At 70.5% G+C, this 16,891-nt stretch carries 14 protein-coding genes; all 14 read right to left on the bottom strand.

The window, feature by feature from the left end; genetic code table 11:
- Nucleotides 1-33 precede the first annotated feature (33 nt).
- From nuoN to AOK18_RS03580, 14 genes are read right to left on the bottom strand one after another with little or no spacing between them, the layout of a single operon-like run.
- Nucleotides 34-1,683: an NADH-quinone oxidoreductase subunit NuoN gene (nuoN, locus tag AOK18_RS03645; RefSeq protein ID WP_055693309.1), complete on the bottom strand. Its 1,650-nt coding sequence runs from the start codon at nt 1,681-1,683 to the stop codon at nt 34-36.
- Complete coding sequence (locus tag AOK18_RS03640; protein ID WP_055574402.1) at nt 1,680-3,251, bottom strand: NADH-quinone oxidoreductase subunit M; 1,572 nt, start codon at nt 3,249-3,251, stop codon at nt 1,680-1,682. Before AOK18_RS03640 ends, nuoN begins: the two co-directional genes overlap by 4 nt.
- A gap of 5 nt (nt 3,252-3,256) precedes the next feature.
- The gene (gene nuoL / locus AOK18_RS03635; protein WP_055693308.1) at nt 3,257-5,212 is read right to left on the bottom strand and encodes an NADH-quinone oxidoreductase subunit L; all 1,956 of its coding nucleotides are present in this window, start codon (nt 5,210-5,212) and stop codon (nt 3,257-3,259) included.
- 14 nt (nt 5,213-5,226) lie between these two features.
- Nucleotides 5,227-5,526 carry an NADH-quinone oxidoreductase subunit NuoK gene (nuoK, locus tag AOK18_RS03630; protein ID WP_003974374.1) on the bottom strand — a complete coding sequence of 100 codons (300 nt, stop codon included), beginning with the start codon at nt 5,524-5,526 and terminating at the stop codon, nt 5,227-5,229.
- Nucleotides 5,523-6,380: an NADH-quinone oxidoreductase subunit J gene (locus AOK18_RS03625; protein WP_055574400.1), complete on the bottom strand. Its 858-nt coding sequence runs from the start codon at nt 6,378-6,380 to the stop codon at nt 5,523-5,525. The genes nuoK and AOK18_RS03625 overlap by 4 nt, the downstream gene beginning before the upstream one ends.
- On the bottom strand, nt 6,377-7,018 hold the full coding sequence (gene nuoI / locus AOK18_RS03620; RefSeq protein WP_055574399.1) for an NADH-quinone oxidoreductase subunit NuoI: 642 nt from the start codon (nt 7,016-7,018) through the stop codon (nt 6,377-6,379). The genes AOK18_RS03625 and nuoI overlap by 4 nt, the downstream gene beginning before the upstream one ends.
- Nucleotides 7,011-8,381, bottom strand: coding sequence for an NADH-quinone oxidoreductase subunit NuoH (gene nuoH / locus AOK18_RS03615; RefSeq protein WP_055693307.1), 1,371 nt, complete (start codon nt 8,379-8,381; stop codon nt 7,011-7,013). The genes nuoI and nuoH overlap by 8 nt, the downstream gene beginning before the upstream one ends.
- Nucleotides 8,378-10,903 carry an NADH-quinone oxidoreductase subunit G gene (locus AOK18_RS03610; protein ID WP_055693306.1) on the bottom strand — a complete coding sequence of 842 codons (2,526 nt, stop codon included), beginning with the start codon at nt 10,901-10,903 and terminating at the stop codon, nt 8,378-8,380. Before AOK18_RS03610 ends, nuoH begins: the two co-directional genes overlap by 4 nt.
- Nucleotides 10,900-12,246, bottom strand: coding sequence for an NADH-quinone oxidoreductase subunit NuoF (gene nuoF / locus AOK18_RS03605; RefSeq protein WP_055570447.1), 1,347 nt, complete (start codon nt 12,244-12,246; stop codon nt 10,900-10,902). The genes AOK18_RS03610 and nuoF overlap by 4 nt, the downstream gene beginning before the upstream one ends.
- On the bottom strand, nt 12,246-13,157 hold the full coding sequence (nuoE, locus tag AOK18_RS03600; RefSeq protein WP_055570448.1) for an NADH-quinone oxidoreductase subunit NuoE: 912 nt from the start codon (nt 13,155-13,157) through the stop codon (nt 12,246-12,248). The genes nuoF and nuoE overlap by 1 nt, the downstream gene beginning before the upstream one ends.
- On the bottom strand, nt 13,154-14,494 hold the full coding sequence (locus AOK18_RS03595; RefSeq protein WP_055570449.1) for an NADH-quinone oxidoreductase subunit D: 1,341 nt from the start codon (nt 14,492-14,494) through the stop codon (nt 13,154-13,156). The genes nuoE and AOK18_RS03595 overlap by 4 nt, the downstream gene beginning before the upstream one ends.
- On the bottom strand, nt 14,491-15,240 hold the full coding sequence (locus AOK18_RS03590; RefSeq protein WP_055570450.1) for an NADH-quinone oxidoreductase subunit C: 750 nt from the start codon (nt 15,238-15,240) through the stop codon (nt 14,491-14,493). Before AOK18_RS03590 ends, AOK18_RS03595 begins: the two co-directional genes overlap by 4 nt.
- Nucleotides 15,237-15,791: a NuoB/complex I 20 kDa subunit family protein gene (locus tag AOK18_RS03585; RefSeq protein WP_055570451.1), complete on the bottom strand. Its 555-nt coding sequence runs from the start codon at nt 15,789-15,791 to the stop codon at nt 15,237-15,239. The genes AOK18_RS03590 and AOK18_RS03585 overlap by 4 nt, the downstream gene beginning before the upstream one ends.
- Before the next feature lie 13 nt (nt 15,792-15,804).
- Nucleotides 15,805-16,164 (bottom strand): NADH-quinone oxidoreductase subunit A, encoded by a 360-nt coding sequence (locus AOK18_RS03580; protein ID WP_055570452.1) that lies wholly within the window; start codon nt 16,162-16,164, stop codon nt 15,805-15,807.
- Between the last annotated feature and the right edge of the window lie 727 nt (nt 16,165-16,891).

Here is a 16,891-nt window from a genome sequence, read left to right as displayed (position 1 = left end):
GTGCCGGGCCGCCTGTCGTCGGCGGGCGCCGGGTCAGCGCACGAACACCCCCGCGGTCCCCGCCAGCTCCAGGAAGTACTGCGGTGCCACGCCCAGCACCACCGTGACCGCCACGCCCATCCCGATCGCCGCCATCGTCAGCGGTGACGGCACCGCGACGGTCGGGCCCTCGGGCCTCGGCTCGCTGAAGAACATCAGGACGATCACCCGGATGTAGAAGAACGCCGCGATCGCCGACGCGATCACGCCGACCACGACCAGCGGTACCGCGCCGCCCTCCGCCGCCGCCTTGAACACGGCGAACTTCCCGGCGAAGCCGGACGTCAGCGGAATGCCCGCGAAGGCGAGCAGGAACACCGCGAACACGGCCGCCACCAGGGGCGAGCGGCGGCCGAGCCCCGCCCACTTGGACAGGTGCGTCGCCTCGCCGCCGGCGTCCCGCACCAGCGTCACCACCGCGAACGCGCCGATCGTCACGAACGAGTACGCCGCCAGGTAGAAGAGCACGGACGAGATGCCCTCCGGCGTGGTCGCGATGACGCCCGCGAGGATGAAGCCCGCGTGCGAGATCGCCGAGTACGCCAGCAGCCGCTTGATGTCGGTCTGGGTGATCGCGACGATCGCGCCGCCCAGCATGGTGACGATCGCGACGGCCCACATGACCGGCCGCCAGTCCCAGCGCAGGCCGGGGAGCAGGACGTACAGCACCCGCAGCAGGGCGCCGAACGCGGCCACCTTGGTCGCCGCCGCCATCAGGCCCGTCACCGGCGTCGGCGCGCCCTGGTACACGTCCGGCGTCCACATGTGGAAGGGGACGGCACCGACCTTGAACAGCAGGCCCATGATCAGCAGGCCCGCGCCCACCAGGAGCAGCACGTCGTTGCCCATGGTGTTGACGAGTGCCGGGTCGACCTCCTGGATCGTGCCGTCGACGACCTGCGCGATCGTCGCGTACGACATCGAGCCCGCGTAGCCGTACAGCAGCGCGATCCCGAAGAGGAGGAACGCGGAGGCGAACGAGCCGAGCAGGAAGTACTTGACCGCGGCCTCCTGCGAGATGAGCCGCTTGCGGCGGGCCAGCGCGCAGAGCAGGTACAGCGGGAGGGAGAGGACCTCCAGCGCCACGAAGAGCGTCAGCAGGTCGTTGGCCGCGGGGAAGACGAGCATGCCCGCGACCGCGAAGAGCAGCAGCGGGAACACCTCGGTGGTGGTGAACCCGGCCTTGACGGCCTTCCTCTCCCCGTCGCTGCCCGGCACGGACGAGGCCTGCGCGGCGAAGGAGTCGACCCGGTTGCCGTGCGCCTCCGGGTCGAGCCTGCGCTCGGCGAAGGTGAACAGGCCGACCAGGGCGGTCAGCAGGATCGTGCCCTGCAGGAACAGGGCGGGGCCGTCGACGGCGATCGCGCCCATGGCCGCGATGCCCGCCCTGGTCGTGCCGTACCCGTCGGCCGCGAGCGCCACGACCGCGGCGAACGCGGCGACGAGCGCGACCGAGGCGACGAACAGCTGGGCGTGGTAGCGGGACCTGCGCGGGACGAAGCCCTCGATCAGGATCCCCAGGACCGCCGCGCCGACGACGATCAGGGTGGGCGCGAGCTGCGCGTACTCGATCTTCGGCGCGTCGATCTTCGCGATCTGCTCGGCCGCGGTTGTCCACAGGCTGTGGACGGCTGATGCGCTCACTTGGCCGCCTCCACCTCGGGCTGGGGGTCCTTCTGCTGGACGTCTGACATGGTCTGCTTCACCGCCGGGTTCACGATGTCCGTGACGGGCTTCGGGTAGACGCCCAGGAAGACCAGCAGCACGATCAGCGGAGCGGCCACGGCGATCTCACGCACCCTCAGGTCGGGCATCTTCGCGAGCTCGGGCCGCAGCGGGCCCGTCATCGTCCGCTGGTAGAGGACGAGGGTGTAGAGCGCGGCGAGCACGATGCCGAAGGTGGCGACGACACCGATCACCGGGTAGCGGGTGAACGTGCCGACCAGGACCAGGAACTCGCTGACGAACGGAGCCAGTCCGGGCAGCGACAGCGTCGCCAGGCCGCCGATCAGGAACGTGCCGGCGAGCACGGGCGCGACCTTCTGCACCCCGCCGTAGTCGGCGATGAGCCGGGAGCCGCGCCGCGAGATGAGGAATCCGGCCACCAGCAGCAGGACGGCGGTCGAGATCCCGTGGTTGACCATGTAGAGCGTCGCCCCGGACTGGCCCTGGCTGGTCATCGCGAAGATGCCCATGATGATGAAGCCGAAGTGCGAGATCGACGCGTACGCGATCAGCCGCTTGATGTCGCGCTGGCCGACCGCGAGCAGCGCCCCGTAGATGATGCTGATGACCGCCAGCACCATGATCACGGGCGTCGCCCACTTGCTCGCCTCCGGGAAGAGCTGGAGGCAGAAGCGGAGCATCGCGAAGGTGCCCACCTTGTCCACGACGGCCGTGATGAGCACGGCGACCGGGGCGGTGGACTCCTGCATGGCGTTGGGCAGCCAGGTGTGCAACGGCCACATCGGCGCCTTCACCGCGAAGGCGAGGAAGAAGCCGAGGAACAGCCAGCGTTCGGTGCTCGCCGCCATCTCGAGCGAGCCGTCGGCCCGCGCCGCGGCGATCTCGGTGAGCGAGAAGTTCCCGGCGACCACGTACAGCCCGATCACCGCGGCCAGCATGACCAGGCCGCCGGCCAGGTTGTAGAGCAGGAACTTGACCGCCGCGTACGAGCGTTGCGTGGCCGCCTTCTCCTCGCCGTGCTCGTGGGCACGGTCCCCGAAGCCGCCGATGAGGAAGTACAGCGGGATCAGCATGGCTTCGAAGAAGATGTAGAAGAGGAAGACGTCGGTGGCCTCGAAGGAGAGGATCACCATCGCCTCGACGGCCAGGATCAGGGCGAAGAAGCCCTGCGTGGGCCGCCACCGCTTGCTGCCGGTCTCCAGGGGGTCGGCGTCGTGCCAGCCCGCGAGGATGATGAACGGGATCAGCAGGGCCGTCAGCGCGATCAGCGCGACCCCGATGCCGTCCACGCCCAGTTCGTAGCGGACTCCGAAGTCCGCGATCCAGGCGTGCGACTCGGTGAGCTGGTAGCGGTCGCCGCCCGGGTCGAAGCGCACCGCGACGACGACCGCCAGTGCCAGGGTGGCGAGCGAGACCAGCAGGGCCAGCCACTTGGCGGCGGCGCGTCGCGTGGCCGGTACGGCGGCCGTGGCGATCGCCCCGAGGGCCGGGAGCGCCGCCGTCGCTGTCAGCAGGGGAAAGGACATCGGTATCAGACCGCCCTCATCAGCAGGGTCGCGGCGACCAGGACGGCCGCGCCGCCGAACATCGAGACCGCGTAGGAGCGCGCGAAGCCGTTCTGCAGCCTGCGCATCCGTCCGGACAGGCCGCCGAACGAGGCCGCCGTCCCGTTGACGACCCCGTCGACCAGGGTGTGGTCGACGTACACCAGGGAGCGCGTGAGGTGCTCACCGCCGCGCACCAGGACCACGTGGTTGAAGTCGTCCTGGAGCAGGTCGCGGCGGGCGGCCCGGGTGAGCAGCGACCCGCGCGGGGCGACGGCCGGGACCGGGCGGCGCCCGTACTGGCCCCAGGCGATCGCCACGCCGACGACCATGACGGCCACCGTGGCCAGCGTGACCGTGAGGGCGCTGATCGGCGCGTGACCGTGGTCGTGCCCGGTGACGGGCTCCAGCCAGTGCACGAACCGGTCGCCGATGCCGAAGAACGCGCCGGCGAACACGGAGCCGAAGGCGAGCACGATCATCGGGATCGTCATGCTCCGCGGCGACTCGTGCGGGTGCGGCGGGCCCGCCGCGGCGGCCGGCTCCACGCCGGGCGCCGAGGCCGGAGGCGGCTCCGGGGCCGTGCGCCAGCGCTCCTCGCCGAAGAACGTCATCAGCATCACGCGCGTCATGTAGTACGCGGTGATCGCGGCGCCCAGCAGGGCCACGGAGCCGAGGATCCAGCCCTCGGTGCCGCCCTTGGCGAACGCCGACTCGATGATCATGTCCTTGGAGAAGAAGCCGGACAGGCCCGGGAAGCCGATGAGGGCGAGGTAGCCGAGGCCGAAGGTGACGAAGGTGACCGGCATGTATGTGCGCAGTCCGCCGTAGCGGCGCATGTCGACCTCGTCGTTCATGCCGTGCATGACGGAACCGGCGCCGAGGAACAGCCCGGCCTTGAAGAAGCCGTGCGTCACCAGGTGCATGATCGCGAAGACGTAGCCGATGGGGCCGAGGCCCGCCGCGAGCACCATGTAGCCGATCTGCGACATCGTCGAGCCGGCCAGCGCCTTCTTGATGTCGTCCTTCGCGCACCCGACGATCGCACCGAACAGCAGCGTGACCGCGCCGACGACGGTGACGACCAGTTGCGCGTCCGGGGCGCCGTTGAAGATGGCCCCGGAGCGGACGATCAGGTACACACCCGCCGTGACCATGGTCGCGGCGTGGATCAGGGCCGAGACCGGGGTCGGGCCCTCCATCGCGTCCCCGAGCCAGGACTGCAGCGGCACCTGGGCGGACTTGCCGCAGGCGGCGAGCAGCAGCATGAGGGCGATCACGGTGAGCTTGCCCTCGCTCGCGGCGCCCGCGAGTCCGGCCTCCTCCTGGCCGCCGAGCACCGGCCCGAAGGCGAAGGTGCCGAACCACAGGAACATCAGCATGATCGCGATCGACAGGCCCATGTCGCCGACGCGGTTGACCAGGAAGGCCTTCTTCGCCGCGGTGGCGGCGCTGGGCTTGTGCTGCCAGAAGCCGATCAGCAGGTAGGAGGCGAGACCGACGCCCTCCCAGCCGAGGTACAGCAGCAGGTAGTTGTCGGCGAGGACGAGGATCAGCATCGCCGCGAGGAACAGGTTCAGGTAGCCGAAGAAGCGGCGGCGCCGCTCGTCGTGCTCCATGTACCCGATCGAGTACAGGTGGATGAGCGAGCCGACGCCGGTGATCAGCAGGACGAACGTCATCGACAGCTGGTCGAGCCGGAAGGCGACGTCGGCCTGGAACCCCTCCACCGGGATCCAGCTGAACAGGTGCTGCGTCAGGGTGCGGTCGGCGGCGGCCTCGCCCAGCATGCCGGCGAAGAGGACGACGCCGATCACGAAGGACGCGGCGGCGAGCGCCGTGCCGATCCAGTGGCCGACGGCGTCCAGCCGGCGGCCGCCGCACAGCAGGACCGCCGCTCCGAGCAGGGGCGCCGCCACCAGCAGCGCAATCAGATTCTCCACGATTCAGCGACCCCTCACAGCTTCATCAGGCTGGCGTCGTCGACCGAGGCCGAGTGGCGGGAACGGAACAGGGACACGATGATCGCCAGCCCGACCACGACCTCCGCCGCGGCGACGACCATCGTGAAGAAGGCGATGATCTGGCCGTCGAGGTTGCCGTGCATGCGGGAGAAGGCGACGAACGCGAGGTTGCAGGCGTTGAGCATCAGCTCGATGCACATGAAGACGACGATCGCGTTGCGCCGGATGAGGACACCGGTGGCGCCGATCGTGAACAGCAGGGCCGCGAGGTAGAGGTAGTTGACCGGGTTCACTGGGATGCCTCCTCGCTCCGCCGCGACGGGGTCCGGTGCGGCGCCGGCGGCTCGATCTCCGTGCGCTCGAGCCGCTCCTCGGAGCGCTGCTCCAGCGCCCGCAGGTCGCCGAGCGCCTCCTGGGACACGTCCCGGATCTGGCCGCGGTCGCGCAGCGTGCTGCTGACGGTGAGGTCGGACGTCGTCCCGTCGGGCAGCAGGCCCGGGATGTCCACGGCGTTGTGCCGGGCGTACACGCCCGGGGCGGGCAGCGGCGGCAGGTGCTTGCCCTCGCGGACGCGCTGCTCGGCCAGCTCCCGCTGGGTCCTGGCGCGTTCGGTGCGCTCGCGGTGGGTGAGCACCATGGCACCGACGACGGCCGTGATGAGCAGGGCGCCGGTGATCTCGAAGGCGAAGACGTACTTGGTGAAGATGAGGGCGGCGAGGCCCTCCACGTTGCCGTTCGCGTTCGCCTGGCCGAGGCCGTTGAAGTCGGTGAGCGCGGCGTTGCCGATGCCGCCGACGAGCAGGATGCCGAAGCCGAGCCCGCACAGCAGGGCGAGCCAGCGCTGGCCCTTGATGGTCTCCTTCAGGGAGTCCGCCGCGGTGACGCCGACCAGCATCACCACGAACAGGAACAGCATCATGATCGCGCCGGTGTAGACGATGATCTGGACGACGCCCAGGAAGTAGGCGCCGTTGGCGAGGTAGAACACCGCCAGGATGATCATGGTTCCGGCCAGGCAGAGCGCGCTGTGCACGGCCCGCCGCATCAGGATCGTGCAGAGGGCGCCGATCACGGCGACCGTGCCGAGGACCCAGAACTGGACGGCCTCCCCGGTGGAGGTGGAGTAGGCCGCGAGGTAGCCGGTCATCCCCGCACCACCTTCTCCGAGGCCGGTTCGTCCCCGCCGAAGGTGGAGTCCGCCTCCTGCACGGCCTCGCCCTGGGAGACGGCGGCCTGCCGCTCCGTACCGGGGGCGGCCTCGGTCACCAAGCCCCGGTAGTAGTCCTGTTCGTCGGTGCCCGGGTACATGGCGTGCGGGCTGTCCACCATGCCCTCCTCCAGACCGGCGAGCAGCTGCTCCTTGGTGTAGATGAGGTTGGCGCGGCTGGAGTCGGCCAGCTCGAACTCGTTGGTCATCGTCAGCGCGCGGGTGGGGCACGCCTCGATGCACAGGCCGCACAGGATGCAGCGGGCGTAGTTGATCTGGTAGACGCGGCCGTACCGCTCGCCGGGCGAGTAGCGCTCCTCCTCGGTGTTGTCCGCGCCCTCGACGTAGATCGCGTCGGCGGGACAGGCCCAGGCGCACAGCTCGCAGCCGACGCACTTCTCCAGACCGTCCGGATGGCGGTTGAGCTGGTGCCTGCCGTGGAAGCGCGGGGCCGTGGTCTTCTGCTGCTCCGGGTACTGCTCGGTCAGCCGCTTCTTGAACATGGCCTTGAAGGTCACGCCGAAGCCGGCCGCGGGGTTCAGGAAACCGGGCTCGGTCCCCTTGGGTTCCTCAGCCATCGGACGCCTCCTTTCCATCCAGGGATCCGTCACTGTGGTTGTCGGGCCCGCCGCTGGCGACGAGCTCCCGCTCCCCGCGCGAGCGGCGCCGCGGCACCGGCGGGAGTTCCTGTCCGGGCAGCGGCGGTACGGGGAATCCGCCCGCCATCGGGTCGAAGGCGGCCGGCTCCCCGGCCCCCTCGGCCTCCTTGCCGTCCCTGCCCTTCGAGCGGAACATGTCCGCGACGAAGGACAGCAGCAGCAGGACGAGCACTCCGGCGGCGATGTAGAGGGCCAGGTCCGCGAAGCCGTAGCCCTCGTTCCTCAGGGCCCGCACCGTGGCGACGGCCATCAGCCACACCAGGGAGACCGGGATGAGGACCTTCCAGCCGAGCTTCATCAGCTGGTCGTAGCGCACGCGCGGGAGGGTGCCGCGCAGCCAGACGAACATGAACAGCAGCAGCTGGACCTTGACGACGAACCAGAGCATCGGCCACCAGCCGTGGTTCGCGCCCTCCCAGAAGGTGCTGACCGGCCACGGAGCGCGCCAGCCGCCCAGGAAGAGGGTGACGGCGACGGCGGAGACGGTCACCATGTTGATGTACTCGGCGAGCATGAACATCGCGAACTTGATCGACGAGTACTCGGTGTTGAAGCCGCCGACCAGGTCGCCCTCGGACTCGGGCATGTCGAAGGGGGCGCGGTTGGTCTCGCCGACCATCGTGACGATGTAGATGATGAAGGAGACCGGCAGCAGCAGGATGTACCAGCGGTCGGCCTGCTGCTCGACGATCGCCGACGTCGACATCGACCCCGAGTAGAGGAACACGGAGGCGAAGGCGGCGCCCATGGCGATCTCGTAGGAGATCATCTGCGCGCACGAGCGCAGTCCGCCCAGCAGCGGGTACGTGGATCCGGAGCTCCAGCCGGCGAGGACGATGCCGTAGATGCCGATGGAGGCGACCGCGAGGATGTAGAGCAGCGCGATCGGCAGGTCGGTGAGCTGCATCGTGGTGCGCTGGCCGAAGATCGAGATCTCGTTGCCGGACGGCCCGAAGGGGATCACCGCGATCGCCATGAAGGCCGGGACGGCCGCGACGATCGGCGCGAGGACGTACACCGCCTTGTCGGCGCGTTTGACGACGACGTCTTCCTTGAGCATCAGCTTCACGCCGTCGGCGAGCGACTGGAGCATGCCCCAGGGGCCGTTCCGGTTGGGGCCGATGCGCAGCTGCATCCAGGCGACGATCTTGCGTTCCATCACGATGGCGATCAGCACCGTCACCATGAGGAAGGCGAAGCAGAACACCGCCTTGACGACGACCAGCCACCAGGGGTCGCGGCCGAACATCGAGAGGTCTTCAGCGGCGAAGTACGGGCTCATGCCTCCACCTCCTGGGGGGCCTCGCCGGCGGGTGAGGCCGGGCCGATGCGGACGAGGGAGCCGGGCAGCGCCCCGGTGTCGGAGGCGACGCCGCCGCCGGTGGAGTTCAGCGGGAGCCACACCACGCGGTCGGGCATCTCGGTGACGTCCAGGGTCAGTTCGACCGTCCCCGCGGGGCCGGTCACGGCGAGCGGGTCGCCGTGCCCGACGCCGACCTCGGCGGCCGTGGCGGCCGACAGGCGCGCGTACGCGGCGTGCCGGGTGCCGGCGAGGGCCTCGTCGCCCTGCTGCAGGAGCCCCTGGTCCAGCAGCAGGCGGTGTCCCGCGAGCACCGCCTCCCCGGCGGCCGGCCGGGGCAGTGTGCCCGCGGTCTCCACCGGTCCGGTGGCCCGCGGGCCGTCCCAGACGCCGAGCCGTTCGATCTCCGCGCGGGTGGTGCGCAGGTCCGGCAGGCCCAGGTGCACGTCCATGGCGTCGGCGAGCATCTGGAGCACGCGGGCGTCGGACGGCGGGAGGGTGCGGGTCATCTGCTCGGGCTTGAGCGCCGATTCGAAGGGCCGGACCCTGCCCTCCCAGTTGAGGAAGGCGCCGGCCTTCTCGACGACGGCCGCGACCGGCAGGACCACGTCGGCGAGTTCGGTGACCTCGCTGGGCCTCAGCTCCAGCGAGACCACGAACCCGGCCTCGGCGAGCGCCGCACGCGCGCGTGCCGGGTCGGGCAGGTCGGCGACCTCGACGCCGGCGACCAGCAGCGCCTGCAGTTCGCCGGTCGCGGCGGCCTCGACGATCTCGCCGGTGTCGCGGCCGTAGCGGTGCGGGAGGGCGGCGACGCCCCAGACGGCGGCGACCTCCTCCCGCGCGCGCGGGTCGGTCGCCGGGCGTCCGCCCGGCAGCAGCGAGGGCAGCGCGCCCGCCTCGACGGCGCCCCGCTCCCCGGCGCGCCGGGGAATCCACACCAGCCGGGCGCCGGTCGCGGCGGCGATCCGCGCGGCGGCGGTCGGGCCGCCCTCGACGGCGGCGATCCGCTCGCCGACGACGATCACCGCGCCCTCGGCCCGCAGCGCTTCGGCGGCCTCGGCTCCGTCGCCCTCCAGGCCGACCCCGCTCGCGAGCGCGTCGAGCCATTCGGTCTCGGTGCCGGGAGCCGCCGGCAGCAGCGTGCCGCCGGCCTTCCGCAGTCCGCGGGTGGCGTGCGTGGCCAGCGAGAAGGTCCGCTGCCCGTGCGTGCGCCAGGCCTTGCGCAGCCGCAGGAAGACGCCGGGCGCCTCCTCCTCCGACTCGAACCCGACCAGCAGGACGGCGGGCGCCTTCTCCAGCGAGGAGTGGGTGACGCCGCCCCCGGCGTCCGCGCCGGACGCGCCCCCGAGGTCGTGTCCGCGGCCCGCGACCCGCGCGGCGAGGAAGTCGGCCTCCTCGGCGCTGTGCACGCGCGCGCGGAAGTCGATGTCGTTGGTGGCGAGGGCGACGCGCGCGAACTTGCTGTACGCGTAGGCGTCCTCGACGGTGAGCCGGCCGCCGGTCAGGACGCCGGTGCGGCCGCGGGAGGCCAGCAGGCCCTGGGCCGCGATCCGCAGCGCGTCGGTCCAGGAGGCGGGCTCCAGGTCACCCTCGGCGTTGCGCACGAGCGGGGTCCCCAGCCGGTCCCGCTGCTGCGCGTACCGGAACCCGAAGCGGCCCTTGTCGCACATCCACTCCTCGTTGACCTCGGGGTCGTGGGCGGCGAGCCGCCGCATGACCTTGCCGCGCCGGTGGTCGGTGCGGGTGGCGCAGCCGCTGGAGCAGTGCTCGCACACCGACGGCGAGGAGACCAGGTCGAAGGGGCGGGAGCGGAACCGGTAGGCCGCCGAGGTGAGGGCGCCGACCGGGCAGATCTGGATGGTGTTGCCGGAGAAGTACGACTCGAAGGGGTCGCCCTCGCCGGTGCCGATCTGCTGGAGCGCGCCCCGCTCGACCATCTCGATCATCGGATCGCCCGCGATCTGGTTCGAGAACCGGGTGCAGCGGGCGCACAGCACGCACCGTTCGCGGTCCAGCAGCACCTGGGTGGAGATCGGGACGGGCTTCTCGTAGGTCCGCTTCTTGCCGTCGAAGCGGGACTCGGGATTGCCGTGCGACATCGCCTGGTTCTGCAGCGGGCACTCGCCGCCCTTGTCGCAGACCGGGCAGTCCAGCGGGTGGTTGATGAGCAGCAGCTCCATCACCCCGTGCTGGGCCTTCTCCGCGACGGGTGAGGTCAGGTGGGTCTTCACCACCATCCCGTCGGTGCAGGTGATGGTGCAGGAGGCCATGGGCTTGCGCTGGCCCTCGACCTCGACGATGCACTGGCGGCAGGCGCCGGCCGGGTCGAGGAGCGGGTGGTCGCAGAACCGGGGGATCTCGATGCCGAGCTGTTCGGCGGCCCGGATGACCAGGGTGCCCTTGGGCACGCTGATCTCGGCTCCGTCGATCGTCAGCGTGACGAGGTCCTCCGGCGGGAGGGCCGCCTCTCCCCCTCCCGAAGGGGCCTGGGTGGTCACGGTCATGCGTGCACCTCCGTGCGGTCGGCCCAGGCCGTCGACCTCGCGGGGTCGAAGGGACAGCCCCGGCCCGTGATGTGCTGCTCGTACTCCTCGCGGAAGTACTTGAGCGAGGAGAAGATCGGCGAGGCGGCGCCGTCGCCGAGGGCGCAGAACGCCTTGCCGTTGATGTTGTCGGCGATGTCGTTCAGCTTGTCGAGGTCGGACATCCGGCCCTTGCCGGCCTCGATGTCGCGCATCAGCTGCACCAGCCAGTACGTGCCCTCGCGGCAGGGCGTGCACTTGCCGCAGGACTCGTGGGCGTAGAACTCGGTCCAGCGGGTGACGGCCCGGACGACGCACGTGGTCTCGTCGAAGCACTGGAGGGCCTTGGTGCCGAGCATGGAGCCGGCGGCGCCCACTCCCTCGTAGTCGAGGGGGACGTCGAGGTGCTCGTCGGTGAACATCGGCGTCGAGGAGCCGCCCGGCGTCCAGAACTTCAGGCGGTGCCCCGGCCGCATGCCGCCGCTCATGTCGAGGAGCTGGCGCAGCGTGATGCCCATGGGCGCCTCGTACTGGCCGGGGCGCGCGACGTGGCCGCTGAGGGAGTAGAGCGTGAAGCCGGGCGACTTCTCGCTGCCCATCGACCGGAACCACTCCTTGCCCCGGTTCATGATGGTGGGAACCGAGGCGATCGACTCGACGTTGTTCACCACGGTGGGGCACGCGTAGAGGCCCGCGACGGCGGGGAAGGGGGGACGCAGCCGCGGCTGGCCGCGGCGGCCTTCGAGCGAGTCGAGCAGTGCGGTCTCCTCACCGCAGATGTACGCGCCGGCGCCCGCGTGCACGGTGAGTTCGAGGTCGAGTCCGCTGCCCAGCGCGTTCTTGCCGAGCAGGCCCGCCGCGTAGGCCTCGCGCACGGCCTCGTGCAGTCGCCGCAGCACGGGCACGACTTCGCCCCGCAGGTAGATGAAGGCGTGCGACGACCTGATGGCGTAGCAGGCGATGGCGATGCCCTCGATGAGGCTGTGCGGGTTCGCGAAGAGGAGGGGGATGTCCTTGCACGTCCCGGGTTCCGACTCGTCGGCGTTGACCACCAGGTAGTGCGGTTTCCCGTCTCCCTGGGGGATGAACTGCCATTTCATCCCCGTGGGGAAGCCGGCGCCCCCGCGCCCCCGCAGGCCGGACTCCTTGACGTACGCGATGACGTCGTCCGGTGACATGGCGAGCGCCTTGCGGAGCCCCTCGTACCCCTCGTGCCTCCGGTAGACGTCGAGCGTCCAGGACCTGTCCTCGTCCCAGAAGGCCGACAGCACGGGTGCGAGCAGCTTCTCCGGGCCGGTGTCCTTGAGTTCGGGTGCCAAGGTCATCACTCCCCCTCCTCGGCGGTGGGTCCGGCAAAACCGGAGGGGCGGGGCGGATCCTCTCCGTCACGGGCGGTGGTGGGCGACGGGTGGGCCGGGTCGGAGGCCGACGTGTCCTGCGGCGCGTCGTGCGAGCTGAGGTGCTCCGCCGGTGAGGGGTCGTGCGGCGGGGTGTCCCGGGACGCCTCGCCGCGCGGGTGCACCACGCGCGCGGGGGCGGCCTCCCCCTTGGCCAGCTTCAGGCCGGCCAGGGAGGCGGGTCCCGCGCTTCCCGTGGCGTCGACGGCGCCCTCCCGCTCGTCGGGGAAGCCGGCCAGGATCCGGGCGGTCTCCTTGAACGTGCACAGGGGCGCCCCGCGGGTGGGCGCCACCGGGCGGCCGGCCCGCAGGTCGTCGACGAGGCGTTTGGCGCTCTGCGGGTCCTGGTTGTCGAAGAACTCCCAGTTGACCATCACGACGGGCGCGAAGTCGCAGGCCGCGTTGCACTCGATGTGCTCGAGGGTGACCTTGCCGTCGTCGGTGGTCTCCCCGTTGCCGACGCCCAGGTGCTCCTGGAGCTCCTCGAAGATGGCGTCGCCGCCCATGACCGCGCACAGGGTGTTGGTGCACACCCCCACCTGGTAGTCGCCGCTCGGGCGGCGCCGGTACATGGAGTAGAAGGTGGCGACGGCGGTGACCTCGGCCGTGCTCAGGCCGAGCACGTCGGCGCAGAACCGCATCCCGGTGCGCGTGACGTGGCCCTCCTCCGCCTGCACCAGGTGCAGCAGCGGCAGGAGGGCGGACCGGGAGTCCGGGTAGCGGGCGACGATCTCGCGCGCGTCGGTCTCCAGCCGGGCCCGGACGTCGTCCGGGTAGGCGGGCGCGGGCAGTTGGGGCATGCCCAGGCCGACGCCGCGGCCCGAAGGTGTGGTGGTCACCGGTCGACGCCTCCCATCACGGGGTCGAGGGATGCCACGGCGACGATGACGTCGGCGACCTGGCCGCCCTCGCACATCGCCGCCATGGCCTGCAGGTTGGTGAAGGACGGGTCGCGGAAGTGGACCCGGAAGGGGCGGGTGCCGCCGTCGGAGACGACGTGCGCCCCGAGTTCGCCCTTGGGCGACTCGACCGCCGCGTACGCCTGTCCCGGCGGTACCCGGAATCCCTCGGTGACCAGCTTGAAGTGGTGGATCAGGGCCTCCATGGAGGTGCCCATGATCTTCTTGATGTGGTCGAGGGAGTTGCCCAGTCCGTCCGGGCCCATGGCGAGCTGGGCGGGCCAGGCGATCTTCTTGTCGGCGACCATGACCGGTCCGGGCTGGAGCCGGTCCAGGCACTGCTCGACGATGCGCAGCGACTGACGCATCTCCTCCAGCCGGATCAGGAAGCGTCCGTAGGAGTCGCAGGTGTCCGCGGTGGGCACCTCGAAGTCGTACGTCTCGTACCCGCAGTACGGCTGCGCCTTGCGCAGGTCGTGCGGCAGGCCGGTGGAGCGCAGGACCGGGCCGGTCGCCCCGAGGGCCATGCAGCCGGCCAGGTCCAGATAGCCGACGTCCTGCATGCGGGCCTTGAAGATGGGGTTCCCGGTGGCGAGCGCGTCGTACTCCGGGAGGTTCTTGCGCAGCTTCTTCACCAGCTCGCGGATCTGGTCCACGGCGCCGGGCGGCAGGTCCTGGGCGAGTCCGCCGGGGCGGATGTACGCGTGGTTCATCCGCAGGCCGGTGATGAGCTCGAAGGCGTCGAGAATGAGTTCACGATCACGGAATCCGTAGATCATGATCGTGGTGGCGCCGAGTTCCATGCCTCCGGTGGCGACGCACACCAGGTGGGAGGAGAGCCGGTTCAGCTCCATCAGGAGCACGCGGACGATCGAGGCGCGGTCGGGGATCTGGTCCTCGATGCCGAGGAGCTTCTCGACGCCGAGGCAGTACGCCGTCTCGTTGAAGAACGGCGTCAGGTAATCCATGCGCGTCACGAACGTGGTGCCCTGGGTCCAGTTCCGGTACTCGAGGTTCTTCTCGATGCCGGTGTGGAGGTAGCCGATGCCGCAGCGGGCCTCGGTGACCGTCTCGCCGTCGATCTCCAGGATCAGCCGGAGCACCCCGTGCGTGGACGGGTGCTGCGGGCCCATGTTGACGATGATGCGCTCGTCGTCGCTGCGCTGCGCCGTCTCGACGACCTCGTCCCAGTCGCCGCCGGTGACGGTGTAGACGGTGCCTTCCGTGGTCTCGCGCGCCGAGGCGGCGGAGGCCGCCGTCGTGTCCGAGCTGCTCATGAGTACGACCTCCGCTGGTCCGGAGCCGGGATCCGGGCGCCCTTGTACTCGACGGGGATGCCGCCGAGGGGGTAGTCCTTGCGCTGCGGGTGGCCCTGCCAGTCGTCCGGCATCAGGATCCGCGTCAGGGCCGGGTGACCGTCGAAGACGATGCCGAAGAAGTCGTACGTCTCGCGCTCGTGCCAGTCGTTCGTCGGGTAGACGGAGACCAGTGACGGGATGTGCGGATCCCCGTCGGGAACGCCGACCTCCAGGCGGATCAGCCGGTTGTGGGTGATCGACCGCAGGTGGTACACGGCGTGCAGCTCGCGGCCCTTGTCGTTCGGGTAGTGCACACCGCTGACGCCGGTGCACAGCTCGAAGCGGAGCGCGGGGTCGTCGCGCAGGGTCGTCGCGACCCGCACCAGGTGCTCGCGCTCGATGTGGAAGGTGAGTTCGCCGCGGTCGACGACCGTCTTCCCGATGGCGTTCCCGGGGAGCAGTCCCTGCTCCTCCAGCGCGCCCTCCAGCTCGTCGGCCACCTCGTCGAACCATCCCCCGTAGGGGCGGTTCGACGCTCCCGGGAGCCGGACCGAGCGGACCAGGCCGCCGTAACCGGAGGTGTCGCCGCCGTTGTTGGCGCCGAACATGCCGCGCTGGACGCGGATCTCCTCGCCCCCGTCGCCCCGCTGTCCGGGGAGGTTCTCGGCGGAGAGGTCCTTCTCGGGGTTCACGCCCTCGCCCGCGGTGCCGTGCGCGTCGCTCATCGCAGCAGCCCCTTCATCTCGATGGTGGGCAGGGCCTTGAGCGCCGCCTCCTCCGCCTCGCGGGCCGCCTCCTCGGCGTTCACGCCGAGCTTGCCGTTCTGCACCTTCTGGTGGAGCTTGAGGATGGCGTCCAGCAGCATCTCGGGGCGGGGCGGGCAGCCGGGCAGGTAGATGTCGACCGGGACGATGTGGTCGACGCCCTGCACGATCGCGTAGTTGTTGAACATGCCGCCCGACGAGGCGCAGACGCCCATGGAGATCACCCACTTGGGGTTCGGCATCTGGTCGTAGACCTGCCGCAGCACCGGCGCCATCTTCTGGCTGACCCGGCCGGCCACGATCATCAGGTCCGCCTGCCGCGGCGAGCCGCGGAAGACCTCCATGCCGAAGCGCGCCAGGTCGTAGCGGCCGGCGCCGGTGGTCATCATCTCGATGGCACAGCAGGCGAGTCCGAACGTGGCCGGGAACATGGACGACTTGCGCACCCAGCCCGCGGCCTGCTCGACGGTGGTCAGCAGGAAACCGCTCGGCAGTTTTTCTTCGAGTCCCATGGTCAAAGGCCCCTCAGTCCCATTCCAGCCCGCCGCGTCGCCACACGTAGGCGTAGGCGACGAAGACGGTGAGCACGAAGAGCAGCATCTCCACGAGCCCGAAGATCCCCAGGGCGTCGAAGCTGACGGCCCAGGGGTAGAGGAAGACGATCTCGATGTCGAAGACGATGAAGAGCATCGCCGTCAGGTAGTACTTGATGGGGAAGCGCCCGCCGCCGGCCGGCGTGGGGGTCGGTTCGATACCGCACTCGTAGGCCTCGAGCCTGGCGCGGTTGTACCGCTTCGGACCGATCAGCGTGGCCATGACCACGGAGAAGATCGCAAAGCCTGCCCCGAGGGCTCCCAGTACGAGGATGGGCGCATACGCGTTCACCGCTCCTCGCTCCTCTCAGTCGGCACTGACTGCTGGCGAGCCGGGCTCACTTGCCGCCCCACGCGTCCCACGAACCACGCCCGCCCCGGCGAAGATCGAGAACATGTGAAGCAGGTCACAAGCCCAACCGCTCCGCATCCTATGCCTGTGGGTCTGTGATCTGCGACACGGGATATCGCACAAGCTTTGTGATCTCCACCACCTGACGAACGATCATGAAGCCGGAGGAGCGGTGATCTTCGTACGCGAAGCGTTCGCACGGTCACCTGAAGTGACATTCCGCCGCATCGATGCAGGCCAGGGAGGCGTCTCCATATCAAGATGGTTCCTCTGCATGCAAATTGGTGCTGGACCCGATCGCTTGCTAGAGGACGCGTTCACACATCGGGGGAATCCGGGGCGCGATGTGGACGTGTGCACGCGTTCACGAAGTCCGAGCGCGGCGGACCCCGTACGGATCCGCCGGGGACGCGCCGGAGTCACCGCCGGGACCGTCGCCGTGGACCCGGGACGGGCCCGGGAAGGATTCCGGTGGCGGCCCCGGCGGTGCCCCCGGCCGTGGCCCCGGCGGCGATCACGGTGGCGGCCTCCGTCCGGCGCCCCGGCCGTCCGGGGATCCGCCGTGGACCCGGCCGCGGGCCGGACGCGGTCCACGGCCGGCCGGACCTCTTCCCGGGGCCCGGCCCTGGACGCCCCTCCGGCTCACCCCCGGGGGCCGGCCCCCGGG

The sequence above is a fragment of the Streptomyces prasinopilosus genome, from assembly GCF_001419695.1.
In the GTDB taxonomy this organism is placed as follows: Bacteria; Actinomycetota; Actinomycetes; order Streptomycetales; family Streptomycetaceae; genus Streptomyces; species Streptomyces prasinopilosus.
Note: the sequence above shows the minus strand (reverse complement) of the source record. Positions and strands in the feature narration are given on the sequence as shown.